This is a genomic window from Acinetobacter sp. AR_0276, assembly GCF_003000705.1.
Classification (GTDB): domain Bacteria; phylum Pseudomonadota; class Gammaproteobacteria; order Pseudomonadales; family Moraxellaceae; genus Acinetobacter; species Acinetobacter nosocomialis.
Genome location: NZ_PSQO01000004.1, coordinates 2,899,777 through 2,913,746, shown reverse-complemented (window position 1 = coordinate 2,913,746; position 13,970 = coordinate 2,899,777). Strand labels below are relative to the sequence as shown.

The window sequence follows — 13,970 nt, the reverse complement described above, 5'->3', positions numbered from 1 at the left end:
TATACAGTTCTTAAGATTTTTCCATTCATTTTTAGTGTTAAAAGTCAATTGTAAATTAGGCGACTTTTGCCAATGAAAAAAGTCAATCAACATGCTAGAACAATACTAAATATTAATTAAAAATATTTCTTCCATAACTACAAATATAAAAACATATCAAAGATAACAAAATCGAGCATTTGAGGTGCTTTTCAGGCATACTTAATTTCAACAAAAAATGTCGTTTTTCTCATCATTTTTTCACACAATGTTCTTTAAATATGGCATAATTTGAAACAATTTTAGGGTTTTATTTTCGGTATTTTTTTTATGAATCTGGAGCGGGTAGATCTTAATCTATTAATATATCTTGATGTTCTTCTTCGTGAAAAAAATGTTACTCGCGCAGCCGAACAACTTGGTGTTACTCAACCTGCCATGAGTAATATTTTACGCCGTTTGCGTAATTTATTTAATGACCCTCTCCTGATCCGTTCATCTGAAGGGATGACGCCGACAGAACGTGCGCTTGAATTACAACCACGTATTCGCGATGCCCTTTCTGATCTTTCCATGATTTTGGAACCGCGTACCGAATTCCGCCCTTATACCAGTAATCGCGTTTTCCGTATTATGACTTCTGACTATGCAGAAGCAACCCTAGTTCCTCGTCTTGTTAAAGCTCTACGCTCTGAAGCACCCAACGTTGTACTCGATTTTCTCACTCCAAGTGACGTGTCATATAGAGACATGGAGCAAGGTAAAGTTGATCTAGCAATTAATCGCTTCAATGAAATTCCACAAAGCTTCCACCAAGTTTTAGTTTGGCGTGATAGCTTTAGCTGTATTTTAAATGACAAACACCCTGCTGTTACTCATTTAAACTTAAAAAGCTATTTAGATGCTCAACATATTTGGGTATCTAAAACTGGTATGGGTGTAGGTTTTGGGGTAAACCCTGACAAACAAGGTGGCCTAGGCTGGATTGATCAGGCATTAGAACGTATTGGTCAACGTCGTAAAATTTCTGTGTTTACGCGCCACTATCAAATGCCAGCATTACTTGCTCAAAATGTTGATTTGATTGCGACGCTTCCAACTCGAATGGCTCGTTTGCAAGCACAAAATCCAAAATTAGTCATTAAGGATCCACCGTTTTATATTCCTGAGTTCGAACTCAAGATGGCATGGTGTCCATTATTACATCATCATCCAGCTCATCGCTGGTTACGCCAACTTATTTTATTCGTTGCTCGCCAAATGATCGAAGAGGAAAATCGTGAATTCCTAACTAATAATTCACAATTTTCCCACTATTAAATAAATTTTAATTTAATTGTCTCTTTCAAACATTATCTTAAGCGCTGAGCAATCAATCTGATTACCTCAGCGCTTTTTTGTGTTAAAACATAGTCATAATAATGATGATCCTCGGGTGATTTGTGAGTCTCTTTCAAAATATCATTATCATCGTACTGCTCATCATCGCAGCAGGCTTTTTATCTTTAACTGAAATTGCTCTAGCTGGTGCCAGAAAAGTAAAGTTAAAAATTTTGGCCGAAGCTGGCGAAGAACGTGCTCAACAGGTACTTGATTTACAAGAACAATCTGCAGACTTTTTTGCAGCATCCCAAATTGGCCTAAATGCTGTCGCAATCTTAGGCGGTATCTTGGGTGAAGCTGCATTTCGTCCTTTCTTTGTCAACTTAGTTGACCGCTTTTACCAAGGTCCGTGGACGCAAACAATTGGTTTCGCCCTATCTTTCACCTTGGTAACTTCTTTATTTATTTTATTTGCCGATCTCATGCCAAAACGATTGGCAATGATTGCACCTGAAAAAATCGCAATTAGCGTGATTAATCCTATTCAGATTTTTATTAAAATCTGTAAGCCTTTAGCTTGGGGAATCAACGCAATTGCAAACTTGTTATTTCGCTTATTTAAAGTAAATACAACACGTGAAGATAATATAACTTTTGATGATATTTCAGCAGTTATGGATGCTGGTGCCCAAGCAGGCGTACTTCAGAAACAAGAACATCACTTTATTGAAAATGTATTTGAGCTTGAAGAACGCACAGTGCCGTCAAGTATGACAACGCGTGAAAATGTTGTGTATTTTACTTTAAATGAACATGAAGACAGCATTCGACAAAAACTAGCGGAATATCCTTATTCTAAATTTTTGGTTTGTAATGAAAATATTGATCAGGTTATTGGTTATGTAGATGCCAAAGATTTTTTAGTTCGTATTTTAAATAATCAATCGCCTACACAGTTAAATGAATCAACTATACGTAATGTTCTCATTATTCCTGACACTTTAACACTTTCTGAATTACTTGATCGCTTCCGCTCAACAAAAGAAAAATTTGCCGTTGTAATTAACGAATACGCGCTTGTGGTCGGTGTTATTACCTTAAGCGATATTATGATTACCGTTATGGGCGATTGGGTTACCCCAATTGAAGAAGAGCAGCAAATTATTAAACGTGATAATAATTCTTGGTTAATTGATGGAAGTACACCAATTGATGACCTAAGACATGCTCTAGAAATTGATGAAATGCCTGATGAAGAAAATTATGAAACATTAGCCGGATTTATGATGTACCGTTTACGCAAAATTCCTCGCCCCGCAGATTTTGTTGAATTCGGTGGTTATAAATTCGAAGTTGTCGATGTGGACCATTTTAAAATTGATCAGTTACTGGTAACACGTGTATTAGAAAAATCTGACCTCCCCTCAACACCAGATGAAAATTGATTTATTTTGGTGCAAAATATCCTGCTAATTAAAGCGGGATATTTTTTTAATAAAATAATTTTTAAACTCATACTTATTTTAAGATATTGTCATTTTAAAAGTTTAATTTATTATCTTAATCATATTTTTAAATATATAAATTAACTCTTTAATTAAAATAAAAATTTTTAATTAAATAGAAATAAAAATTTGCACATAAAGCATTTACAGCTTCCTCTTACTTATGTAACGTAGCTATAGCAAGCAATGTAAATGGGTATACTTCTCATTTCAGCATTCAAAAACAAATATAATTGTTAAAAATATATGATAATTCCAAATATGATAAAGGTTTTATATGCTCTAATAATAACTACTATATATTATAAATAGACTATACCAATAATATATATATTCAGTATTTTCCTAGAATATACCTTTCCAAGTGAATATATATTAACCAAATAAACTAAATATATTATTTGTCTTTTTAATAAAAATTCATAAGAATAATCAAAGTCAGAGTTTTGAATAAACTTGTTCAGTAAAACTAAAGGCAAAGGATTGATTGTATGCTGACATTACTTGGTGTTGGCATGATTTTATGCTTCATGTATTTAATCATGTCCAAACGTTTAAGCCCTATTATTGCTTTAATTCTTATCCCATTTATTTTTTCTCTTATCGCCTGGGGCCTTGGTCATTATTTTGAAAGCTTAAGTCATATTGAGCTTAAGGGTCTCAGCGAAATGATGCTAGAAGGCATCAAAAAACTTGCGCCTACTGGCGTAATGCTATTATTCGCGATTTTATATTTTGCCTTAATGATCGACGCAGGTCTTTTCGATCCTCCGGTTAAATGGATTTTGAAAAAAGTTAAAGGTGACCCTCTAAAAATTACATTAGGGACCGTTTTTTTAACTACATTAGTTTCTCTTGATGGTGATGGCTCGACTACATATATGATTTGTGTCGCAGCAATGCTTCCTCTCTATCAACGTCTAGGTATGAATACACTGATCATGACAGCACTTATGTTGTTATGTAGTGGTGTCATGAATTTAACACCATGGGGAGGCCCTACTGCTCGTGCAGCGAGTGCGCTTCAAGTCGACCCAAGCCATATTTTTGTACCAATGATCATTCCAATGGTGATTAGTATTGGCTGGTTATTCTTCTTGGCATATTTATATGGTCGTTATGAGCAAAAACGTCTAGGGGTAATTGAGCTTGAAAGTCACCATGGTGACAACATTACCGTTTCAAAAGATCCGGAAGCGACTCGTCCACATTTACGTAAAGTAAATATGGTACTTACCATTATTCTTATGATTGCGTTGATCAAAGGTATTTTACCAATGTCAGTGTTATTCATGCTGGCGTTCTGTATTGCGATGCTTATTAACTATCCAGATGTTGATATGCAGAAGAAACGTATCGCTATGCATGCAGATAGTATCTTGGCTGTTGTCGGTTTAATTTTTGCGGCAGGTATTTTTACAGGTATTTTATCTGGCACAGGCATGGTTGAAGCGATGTCTAAAGAATTTGTCGCAATGATTCCTGCAAGCATGGGACCATATCTTGCACCAATTACAGCGTTGGTAAGCATGCCTTTGACGTTCTTTATGTCAAACGATGCATTCTTCTATGGTGTATTGCCTATTCTTGCCGAAGCTGCTTCACATTATGGTATTAGTCCAGAAGCGATTGCTCGTGCTTCAATTGTAGGTCAACCTGTACACTTATTATCACCTCTTGTTCCATCAACTTACTTGTTATGTGGTCTTGCTAAAGTCGATTTTGCAGATCATCAAAAGTTCACTTTTAAATGGGCATTTATTACTTGTATGGTGTTAATGGGTACAGCTTTAGTGATTGGTGTTTTCCCACTTTTTAGTGCAATCTAAGCATATTCTGCTATAAAAAAAAAAGCCCCAATTGGGGCTTTTTTTTATTTATTCACATACTCAATCATGGCATCTAAGAACGCATGAAAGTGCAAGGTAATATCTTCTTCTAAAATTTTATAGGCATTATCAAATTGCACCATTGGCCAACCTTCTTTCCAAAATGGGAAGATATCATGTAAGTCATGGGTAACTATCCCATCTTCACGAACAATTGCTTGTGAAATTTGTGCCAAAACTTGCGCTGTTTCTGCCCCATCAATAGCTAAATAATCAATACCACGTGCTTTTAAAATACGAATTCGATCTTTTTTATAGCGAATTTTTTTAGCTTGAGCTGCATTTAAACCTAGTGCAAGAGTAACTGCTTCTACAAATTTCTCTTCAAAATTTGTATTTAGTGCTACCAAAGCCTGTTTATGCGCTTCCTGACGTCCTGCTTTCCCCCCGCTACGGATGATCTCATGTGCTTCCGTATCTAGCTTATCTTTTTTCATCGACTGTAAAATGTCTAAAATTTCGATATCGCTTAAAGATTCAGGAGATTGCTCAAACATAGGAGTCCTTATACATACAACTAAAGACACATTCTCTCATAAAAGCAATATTAAAGCAGAACAAAATTTTAAATGGTCGATTATCTTGACTATTTTTATAGTCCTAATCTAAGAGACTACATTCATAAAACCTGATAATTCTTTGGTTATGAATTTTACTATTTGCCAAATTAATTTTACCCTGATAATATTATTTTACCCTGATAAAAATATACGGCTAAAATGAATACTAAAATCACCTATACTGCTTTCACTGGAAGCACGTTTATTGCGAGTGACTCCCTTGTTGAACTTGCAAAAAAACTCAAAGAACTTCCGAAAACAACGGAAAATATTCTGATTTTTAATGATCAAACAGGTCAACAAATTGATCTTGACCTTTCTGGTTCGGAACAAGAATTTCAACAACGTTATGCTGAGCCGGAAGAAATTAAAAAAGTTGGACGACCTAAACTTGGCGTAATTTCGCGTGAAATCACTTTACAGAAAAAACATTGGGATTGGTTAGATCAACAAAGTGCGAGTGCATCAGCAGTGATTCGCAAGTTAATTGATAAAGAGTTAAATAACCCAAATTCGGAAGGCAATATTATGCTCGCCAAACAAGCCATCGATCGTTTTATGTCTGCCATGTTAGGTAATATGCCAAATTATGAAGAAGCAACACGTGCCTTATATCAAGGTGATCGAGATACATTTTTAAAGATGATTCAGAACTATCCTAAAGATTTAAGAGAATATTTAATGTTAAAAACTCAAAATATTTTCTAAACTCAATAAAAAAACCCGCTTACGCGGGTTTTTTTAGAACTCATTTTCAATCTATTAAAGACGAACCAATTCCACGATTTTTTCTACTGCTTCTTCCACAGTTTCAGCAGTTATCTCTGTATCTATACCTTCCACAGAAGTTGTGATAACCACAACACCCGTCTCACGTAATAGAACCAATTGCTCAGCTGTTAAGCTTGCTTTTGCAATTGCAACTACACCTTGCTGAATCAGCAAACTTTCTAAAGCTTGAGCTTTTTCAATTAATTGTGCAGAAACACCAATAGCGGCAGGTTTTTGACCTAAACGAGCAGCACGGTCTTCGGCAGTAACAGCATTGCTATGAGCAGTCCATTCTACAGCCGCCTCTACCATGCCCGCACCAACGGTCACGTTACTTAAACGGTCAATAAATATAAATGAACCTGTGTAACGCGAATCTTGATAACGGTCAAACACGACTGGAGCATCGAACTCAACCACAACATCCGCAATTGCATTTAACTCAAGCTCTTCGACCTGAGTATGCTCAAGTGTATTCACATTTACACGGTAGTGAATGTTCGTCACTTTTGCTGGAACGGTTTGTGTACCAATCTTAATATTGTACAACTTACCTTTTACAAGTGGATGCTCATTCATCCATACCACAGAAGCACGAACGCTACGTGAAATTAATGGTTGCTCACCTGCACGTACCAGCACGTTTCCGCGACTAATATCAATTTCATCATTTAACGTTAATGTAACTGCTTGGCCTGCAACTGCCTGCTCAAGGTTACCGTCAAAAGTAACAATTTCTTTAACTGTAGAACGCTTACCAGAAGGTAACGCTACAATTTCATCACCAACTTTAATTTCACCTAAAGCAACCGTACCCGCAAAGCCACGGAAATCGAGGTTTGGACGGTTCACATATTGAACTGGGAAACGGAATTCATGTTTATTTGACTCACGGCTAATTTCCACAGACTCAAGAATACTCATCAAAGTCTGGCCTTTATACCAAGGAGTATGAGCCGATGGATTTACAACGTTATCGCCATTCAAAGCAGAAATTGGAACAAATAAAATATTGGCTGGGCGACGATCACCTAACTGGCTCACGAATGCATCATATTCAATCTGAATTTCATTAAAGCGCTCAGGTGAATATTCAACCAAGTCCATTTTATTAATGGCAACTACAATATTCTTAATACCAAGCAAACTTGCAATAAATGTATGGCGACGAGTCTGAGTTTGTACACCATAACGTGCATCAATCAAAATGATTGCAAGATCAGCAGTCGATGCACCAGTTGCCATGTTACGGGTATATTGTTCATGTCCCGGTGTATCAGCAATAATAAATTTACGCTTTTCAGTCGAGAAATAGCGATAAGCTACATCAATGGTAATACCCTGCTCACGCTCGGCCTGCAAACCATCTACAAGTAATGCCAAGTCCGGTGCATCACCTGTTGTACCCACTTTCTTACTGTCACGTGTTACAGCTTGCAATTGATCTTCATAAATCAATTTTGAATCGTAAAGTAAACGGCCAATTAAGGTACTTTTACCATCATCTACATTACCGCAAGTCAAAAAGCGTAAAAGGTCTTTTTGTTCATGTTGTTTTAAATAAGCCAGAATGTCTTGGCTGATTAAGTCTGATTGATGAGACATTGCTCAAACTCCACAAATTTAGAAACTGTCTTAGAAATAGCCTTCTTGCTTTTTCTTTTCCATTGAGCCTGCTTCATCATGGTCAATCATACGACCTTGACGCTCAGAACTTGTTGCCAATAACATTTCCTGAATAATTTCTGGCAATGTATCAGCTTCAGACTCGACTGCACCTGTTAATGGATAACAGCCTAGCGTACGGAAACGTACAGACTTCATTTGCGGAACTTCACCCTCTTTTAAACGCATGCGTTCATCATCCACCATAATGAGCGTACCACTACGCTCAACCACAGGACGAACAGCAGAGAAATAAAGAGGAACAATTTGAATATTTTCTAAATAGATATATTGCCAAATATCTAACTCAGTCCAGTTTGATAATGGGAATACACGAATACTTTCGCCTTTGTTCACTTTACCATTGTAAAGATTCCAAAGTTCAGGACGTTGGTTTTTAGGATCCCAACGGTGCTTACTATCACGGAATGAATACACACGCTCTTTCGCACGTGATTTTTCTTCATCACGGCGCGCACCACCAAAAGCAGCATCAAATTGATATTTGTCCAGAGCCTGTTTTAAAGCTTGGGTTTTCATAATATCTGTATATTTTGAGCTACCATGATCAAATGGATTGATACCTGCTTCACGGCCTTCTTTGTTCTGATGAACAATTAAATCAAAGCCATGCGTTTTTGCCATGTTATCGCGAAACGCGATCATGTCTTTAAACTTCCATCCAGTGTCTACATGTAATAAAGGAAAAGGAAGCTTCGCAGGATAAAATGCTTTTAATGCAAGATGGAGCATTACAGCCGAGTCTTTACCAATTGAGTAAAGCATGACTGGGTTTTCAAATTCTGCCGCAACTTCACGAATAATATGAATACTTTCAGCTTCAAGTTGCTTGAGATGTGTAAGTCTTGATTCAGTCATGAACACGTCCTTCTCTATCCATTTTGCCCATAAAATCTAGAAGTGGTATTAAACCACCACTTAGAAGACCATGTGGAGGAACGAGTGCCATAACAACTCCAATTTTTTGTGATAAATAATCCAACCACAAGCCTTTATGAGGCTTATAGCATTAGTTATGCATTATAGTGATTTAAAACTGTTTTCTTTTGCTTGTTTTTTCATATTGATATTCAAATTCATCATATAAATGTAAGATACTGATTCGCATAGATAACATGTCCATCCTAGCTCGCATCGTTAACCGAAGCAAATCACGATCTCATCTTTAGATTTCTTTAAATACAATAAAAAAAGAGAAGCCATTTTAGCTTCTCTCTTTCTATAGCATTATTTAATTCTTAGAAACCAAACATTTTACGTTCTAACGGAATTTCAATACCAATAGATGCACCTGAATCATTACCCTCTAAATCAGAGTCACTAATCCAACCATTAATTTTTAATGGAAGATCTGGTTTGATGTAATGCGTCCAAGTTAAATCAAGCGCTTTAATTTTATCTTCTTTAGGGAAAGCTTTATTGATTGCCAAGTTAGATTCATTCACTTTAACAACCATTGCACGACCACTTAAGCGATTCATCGTGTCAAATCGAATATCGCCACCAACAGAATACATTTGACCATCACCACCCATTGCATGCCCTAGAGGGAAACCATGCTGGTAATAACCATCTGTATAAATATAATGGTTATAAGAAATTCCTTTTACATCGCCATTAGTACGTGTATCTGCCCATTCAGCATAAAGTTGATAAGGCATATTTTTATAGCTAGAAGAATAATCAGCACCAGCTAAATACATTTTCTTCGATGGTAAGTGCCCCGCTTCATCTTCACCTACATATTGACCATAAATACCAACAGGGGCATTTAAAAGTGATTGAAGATTTAAACGAGCATCAAATCCAGCAATTTGATTAGATCTGTCTTCAGCTGCATCATAAACATTATCATTACCTTTAATTGCATTCCATAATGAGTTCCAACTTTCAGAACGCCCTTCACCACCCCATTGTAAAGTTCGTGAAGCACCTAGTTCCAAGTAAGGTAATGGACTTGCAGTAACACGCAAACCTAATAACTTAGCATGTGGAATAGCTTTATAATCATCTAACTGACCTGCAAATAGTTGGTATTGCCAAGGCCCAATCCAAGATAACCATTTGGTATCAAATGCATTTTGTATAGCTCTTTGAGCTGTCACCCCATAAACAGGACGACTTGCATCACCACGGATTAAACTACCATCATGCCCAGGTCCCCACCATGTTGGAATTTGACCGGCAACAACCCATTGGTTCCAGATTTTACCAGCGACATACGAACCTTCCACATTGGCATCATGACCATTATCAATTTGCGGATCTTTTTCTGCGTTTACACGGATTTTTGCATCCCAGTTTTCACCACCAGCATTAAACTCTACAGAGCCTTGATACTGTGATTTATGATTATTCCCAAATGCTTGAGGAATATCTTTGATATCTGTTCCAGCAAAAGCACCCACTTTAACTGTATCGTTATCTGCCTTTAATGCATTGAGAACTGAGTTAATAACTTTTTGTTGAGCTGGATGTGTTACTTTAGCCTGAGAGAGTGCACGCTGAATTTCATCACCACTTAAAGGCCAAGTAGAAGTACTGATGTTAATGACACCTTGCTGATTTAACCAATTTAAATCTGTACGTAAATCATCATTATTAAGCACCAAACCTTGGGCAAAAACAGCTGATGAGGCAGTAGCTAATAATGCAATTGAAAGTGTTTTTCTTAAAAACATGTCAGCACAATTCTCAAAGTTATTTATGAGCAACACATTAATTTTTTTATTGCAAATTTGCAATTGTTAAACTGTGCAATTACATTTTTTAACGAGGTCTTAAGTTTTCTATAATTTAAGTTTTTTTTATATATAAATAGTTAATAAAAAAGGCAGTTTACACTGCCTTTTTTATTGAATATTAAATTAACCTTCTTTACGACGCATATGCGGGAATAAAATTACATCACGAATACTTGGCGCATCTGCAAAAAGCATAACCAAACGGTCAATACCAATACCTTCACCCGCTGTTGGAGGTAAACCATATTCAAGCGCTTCAACAAACTCTGCATCGTAATGCATTGCTTCATCATCACCTGCATCTTTTTCCGCAACCTGAGCTTGGAAACGTTCAGCCTGATCAATCGGATCATTTAACTCGCTAAAGCCATTTGCCAATTCACGTCCGCCGATGAAAAATTCAAAACGATCGGTAATGTGCGGATTGTCATCATTACGACGAGCGAGTGGAGAAGTCTCGGCTGGATATTCAGTAATAAAAGTAGGTTGACGGAGTTTAGTCTCAACCGTTTCTTCAAATACAATTGTTTGAAGTTTACCTAAACCGAAACCAGGTTTAACTTCTTCTTTCAGCTCTTCACGCACAAATTTTGCAAGGAACTCACGATCACCTACATTTTCAGGTGTGAACTGAGGGTTATTCTCTAAAATCGCATCGAACATAGAGATTTTCTTGAATGGCCCTTTAAAGCTAAACACTTCACCTTGGTAAGGCACATCAGTCGTACCTAAAATATCAAGAGCTAGCTTTTCAAGCATGTTTTCAGTTAAAGCCATCAAGTCTTTATAATCAGCATAAGCTTGATAAAACTCGATCATTGTAAATTCAGGGTTGTGACGCGTTGACACCCCTTCATTACGGAAGTTACGGTTAATTTCAAACACGCGCTCAAAACCACCAACAACCAAACGCTTTAAGTAAAGCTCAGGTGCAATACGCAAGAATAATGGCATATCTAGAGCATTGTGATGCGTTTCAAACGGACGTGCAGACGCACCACCTGGAATCACATGCATCATTGGCGTTTCAACTTCCATGAAACGTTCATTTGTTAAAAATGCGCGAATACCTGCAACAACTTTGGCACGAATTTCAAAAGTCTTACGGGTTTCTTCATTTACGATTAGATCAAGGTAACGTTTACGGTATTTAACTTCTGTATCGTTCAAACCATGAAATTTATCTGGCAACGGACGAAGTGATTTTGTAAGAAGTTCAAAACCTTCAAGGTGTACATACAAGTCACCTTTGCCTGAACGACCAATATAACCTTCAGCAGCAATAATGTCGCCTAGGTCTAAACCTTTAATCGTTTCAAGCGTATCTTTTGGTAAACCTTTACGGTCAACATATAACTGAATGCGACCAGTCATATCTTGAATCACCATAAAAGAACCACGGTTTAACATGACACGGCCAGCGACTTTTACATATACATGTTCAGCGCTTTCAATTTGTTCTTTCGACTGATCTTTAAATTGTTCTTGTAGATCAGCAGCGTAATGTTCACGTTTGAATGTATTTGGCCAAGGACTCTTTCCAGTATCCTTTGCAACATCTTGGATTTGCTTTAATTTGGCATGACGCTGTGCAATTAAATCGTTTTCGGAAATAGTTGGTTCAGAAGTCGATTGAGCGTTTTGTTGCGTCATCTCTGCCTCGATTAAGTAAAAATGAAGTGGCATAGCTTAACAGATTGCTGAGGTTTTTCGAATGATTTCAATCAAACAAAAATGAAAAAAGTCAAAGCCATCAAATTAAAGGCGGTTTGAATGATGAAAATTAGTTAGACCAATCGCTAAGATCATTTTTTTTAGCTTTAAGTAAAATATAAAAAAATCCAAATAACCTCGATTTTTAAAAGGCCTATTTTGCCTTTTATTTTATCTATGAGATTGTGTAGCAAATAATGAAAATTCTATTTTTACATGGCTTGGATTCTTCTCGTGAATCAACAAAATTCCATGCCATCTTGCATCCTGAAAAATTTTGTATTGATGTGGATTATCGTAACTTGAGTTATGCCTCAGTGAAGGACTTTTATCATCAAGCAATTGAAACGATTAAACCAGATTTATTAGTTGGTCATAGCCTTGGTGGCTATTGGGCTTTAAAAACAGCTGCTCAACATAAGTTAGCTGTTGTTGTTGCCAATCCAAGCCTTAATCCTAGTTTTCGTAATGATTATCCCGACCTTTGTGATGAAGATCTTGATCACTCTAATCCTAAAATGGCTTATTTAGAATTAGGAGACGAGCAACTTGATATGTACCAAGTACAGGAAAAGCTTTCACCTTATATGACAGTAGAAACATATGACGGAGGCCATCATCGTCTTGCTTATCCTTCTCGTCTCAATGATCTTATTTCTAAAATTCATAAAAAATACTTTGCCTAAACAATTAACTGAATAAGATAAATTAACTTCCTTCAGCAATATGTTTTACAACTTCAAAACCTTGAACAAAGCCACTTTTTAACATACCGATATATTCAGGTAAGGTGGCCAATTCAACTTTTAAAGTTGTAGTATTCCCATTTTGGCTTAAAAAATATTTTTCTAACGAACCACTCCAGCTTTTCACCTCTTCACTTTCTAAGTCTTCTTTTCCTTCTTTAATCATTCCTAAATGTTTAAAAATTAATACTTCAGGCTTTTTCATTTCTTCAATGGTTGAAACCATTCCATTTCCTTCTCCGTCTAGAAAATATGTATTACCGCCAACTTTCCAGTCCGTCTTCATTGAAGAATCCGGTGCAAAGAATTTTGTCCATGCATTATATGTCTCGCTATTCCAGAGTATGTCCCATACTTTTTCTATAGGCGCATTAATTTCTACTTCATATACTAGAATTTCCATATTCAATTTCCTTATCTCTGTTACTCAAGTGTTCAATAAACTTTCTCGTTTTATATAAACATCAATTTATCTGTCTATTTATTAATCAGCTTATGTTTTTAAGAGCTTTATTTATATAAATGCTTTGTTCTTTTTGTAACCCTTCATATCACGTAAGGTCTTATTACATTAGTGAGTGAATAAAAACATATGATTTATTATGCGTTTAAGTGGAAGTTTTGCCTAAATAACCACTTATTTGTCTCGATATGCCATTCATCTTTGCTTACGAATGATTAAACTCCCTTATGTGCTTTACTTTAAATGTAGAACTGCGTAAAAATTTGATACCCGATCAAAGCTACATTAGTTATTATTGAACGGATCGTAGTTACATTATTAATAGATGGAATAGTTTTACTGAAAGGCAGCTTTGAGCAAACTTATCAGTGCGGAGAGTCTCATGAAAAAATATCAATGTATCGTTTGTGGATGGATTTACGATGAAGCAGAAGGTTGGCCACAAGACGGCATTGCAGCTGGAACAAAATGGGAAGATATCCCTGATGATTGGACTTGCCCTGATTGTGGCGTTTCAAAAGCTGACTTTGAAATGATCGAGATCTAATGTCTTAAATTAAAAGGCCATGATTTACATGGTCTTTTTTATAT

The 13,970-nt window shown here is 36.3% G+C and carries 13 protein-coding genes; 6 read left to right on the top strand and 7 right to left on the bottom strand.

Annotated elements, in window-relative coordinates; genetic code table 11:
- Positions 1–309 precede the first annotated feature (309 nt).
- The 3 genes from CSB87_RS14755 (at position 310) to CSB87_RS14745 (ending at position 4,636) form a co-directional block, all read left to right on the top strand.
- Positions 310–1,299, top strand: a complete 990-nt coding sequence (locus tag CSB87_RS14755) for a LysR family transcriptional regulator (protein WP_001047619.1) — start codon at positions 310–312, stop codon at positions 1,297–1,299.
- A gap of 122 nt (positions 1,300–1,421) precedes the next feature.
- Positions 1,422–2,747 carry a hemolysin family protein gene (locus CSB87_RS14750; protein WP_002054376.1) on the top strand — a complete coding sequence of 442 codons (1,326 nt, stop codon included), beginning with the start codon at positions 1,422–1,424 and terminating at the stop codon, positions 2,745–2,747.
- Positions 2,748–3,298: 551 nt separating this feature from the next.
- On the top strand, positions 3,299–4,636 hold the full coding sequence (locus CSB87_RS14745; protein WP_002054475.1) for a CitMHS family transporter: 1,338 nt from the start codon (positions 3,299–3,301) through the stop codon (positions 4,634–4,636).
- A 44-nt stretch (positions 4,637–4,680) separates the two neighbouring features.
- On the opposite strand, the gene CSB87_RS14740 is transcribed toward CSB87_RS14745, so the two are convergent.
- Entirely contained in the window at positions 4,681–5,193 is a 513-nt protein-coding gene (locus tag CSB87_RS14740) for a hypothetical protein (protein ID WP_002054476.1), read from the bottom strand.
- A 222-nt stretch (positions 5,194–5,415) separates the two neighbouring features.
- On the opposite strand from CSB87_RS14740, the gene CSB87_RS14735 reads away from it, so the two are divergent.
- On the top strand, positions 5,416–5,964 hold the full coding sequence (locus CSB87_RS14735; protein WP_004888216.1) for a DUF2239 family protein: 549 nt from the start codon (positions 5,416–5,418) through the stop codon (positions 5,962–5,964).
- A 54-nt stretch (positions 5,965–6,018) separates the two neighbouring features.
- Here the strand turns inward: CSB87_RS14735 and cysN are convergent, their stop codons facing one another.
- From cysN to lysS, 5 genes are all read right to left on the bottom strand, one after another.
- Positions 6,019–7,632, bottom strand: a complete 1,614-nt coding sequence (gene cysN / locus CSB87_RS14730; protein ID WP_004888218.1) for a sulfate adenylyltransferase subunit CysN — start codon at positions 7,630–7,632, stop codon at positions 6,019–6,021.
- A 30-nt stretch (positions 7,633–7,662) separates the two neighbouring features.
- On the bottom strand, positions 7,663–8,571 hold the full coding sequence (gene cysD / locus CSB87_RS14725; protein ID WP_000140408.1) for a sulfate adenylyltransferase subunit CysD: 909 nt from the start codon (positions 8,569–8,571) through the stop codon (positions 7,663–7,665).
- Positions 8,564–8,695, bottom strand: coding sequence for a hypothetical protein (locus CSB87_RS14720; protein ID WP_002054314.1), 132 nt, complete (start codon positions 8,693–8,695; stop codon positions 8,564–8,566). The genes cysD and CSB87_RS14720 overlap by 8 nt, the downstream gene beginning before the upstream one ends.
- 256 nt (positions 8,696–8,951) lie before the next feature.
- Positions 8,952–10,394: a capsule assembly Wzi family protein gene (locus CSB87_RS14715; RefSeq protein ID WP_004888221.1), complete on the bottom strand. Its 1,443-nt coding sequence runs from the start codon at positions 10,392–10,394 to the stop codon at positions 8,952–8,954.
- Positions 10,395–10,580: 186 nt separating this feature from the next.
- Positions 10,581–12,110 (bottom strand): lysine--tRNA ligase, encoded by a 1,530-nt coding sequence (gene lysS, locus CSB87_RS14710; RefSeq protein ID WP_002054306.1) that lies wholly within the window; start codon positions 12,108–12,110, stop codon positions 10,581–10,583.
- A 257-nt stretch (positions 12,111–12,367) separates the two neighbouring features.
- On the opposite strand from lysS, the gene CSB87_RS14705 reads away from it, so the two are divergent.
- The gene (locus CSB87_RS14705; RefSeq protein WP_000697206.1) at positions 12,368–12,856 is read left to right on the top strand and encodes a YqiA/YcfP family alpha/beta fold hydrolase; all 489 of its coding nucleotides are present in this window, start codon (positions 12,368–12,370) and stop codon (positions 12,854–12,856) included.
- A 22-nt stretch (positions 12,857–12,878) separates the two neighbouring features.
- Here CSB87_RS14705 and CSB87_RS14700 read toward each other — a convergent pair whose 3' ends face one another.
- Positions 12,879–13,319, bottom strand: coding sequence for an SRPBCC family protein (locus CSB87_RS14700; protein WP_004888223.1), 441 nt, complete (start codon positions 13,317–13,319; stop codon positions 12,879–12,881).
- 442 nt (positions 13,320–13,761) lie between these two features.
- Between CSB87_RS14700 and rubA the strand changes: the two genes are divergently transcribed.
- Positions 13,762–13,926, top strand: coding sequence for a rubredoxin RubA (gene rubA, locus CSB87_RS14695; RefSeq protein ID WP_000760495.1), 165 nt, complete (start codon positions 13,762–13,764; stop codon positions 13,924–13,926).
- Positions 13,927–13,970 lie beyond the last annotated feature (44 nt).

Bases quoted from the DNA above. Each gene is read 5' to 3' on its own strand.
- cysN (WP_004888218.1), bottom strand. From the start codon at position 7,632: ATGTCTCATCAATCAGACTTAATCAGCCAAGACATTCTGGCTTATTTA.
- CSB87_RS14755 (WP_001047619.1), top strand. From the start codon at position 310: ATGAATCTGGAGCGGGTAGATCTTAATCTATTAATATATCTTGATGTT.
- lysS (WP_002054306.1), bottom strand. From the start codon at position 12,110: ATGACGCAACAAAACGCTCAATCGACTTCTGAACCAACTATTTCCGAA.
- CSB87_RS14745 (WP_002054475.1), top strand. From the start codon at position 3,299: ATGCTGACATTACTTGGTGTTGGCATGATTTTATGCTTCATGTATTTA.
- CSB87_RS14705 (WP_000697206.1), top strand. From the start codon at position 12,368: ATGAAAATTCTATTTTTACATGGCTTGGATTCTTCTCGTGAATCAACA.
- cysD (WP_000140408.1), bottom strand. From the start codon at position 8,571: ATGACTGAATCAAGACTTACACATCTCAAGCAACTTGAAGCTGAAAGT.
- CSB87_RS14740 (WP_002054476.1), bottom strand. From the start codon at position 5,193: ATGTTTGAGCAATCTCCTGAATCTTTAAGCGATATCGAAATTTTAGAC.
- CSB87_RS14735 (WP_004888216.1), top strand. From the start codon at position 5,416: ATGAATACTAAAATCACCTATACTGCTTTCACTGGAAGCACGTTTATT.
- CSB87_RS14700 (WP_004888223.1), bottom strand. From the start codon at position 13,319: ATGGAAATTCTAGTATATGAAGTAGAAATTAATGCGCCTATAGAAAAA.
- CSB87_RS14715 (WP_004888221.1), bottom strand. From the start codon at position 10,394: ATGTTTTTAAGAAAAACACTTTCAATTGCATTATTAGCTACTGCCTCA.
- rubA (WP_000760495.1), top strand. From the start codon at position 13,762: ATGAAAAAATATCAATGTATCGTTTGTGGATGGATTTACGATGAAGCA.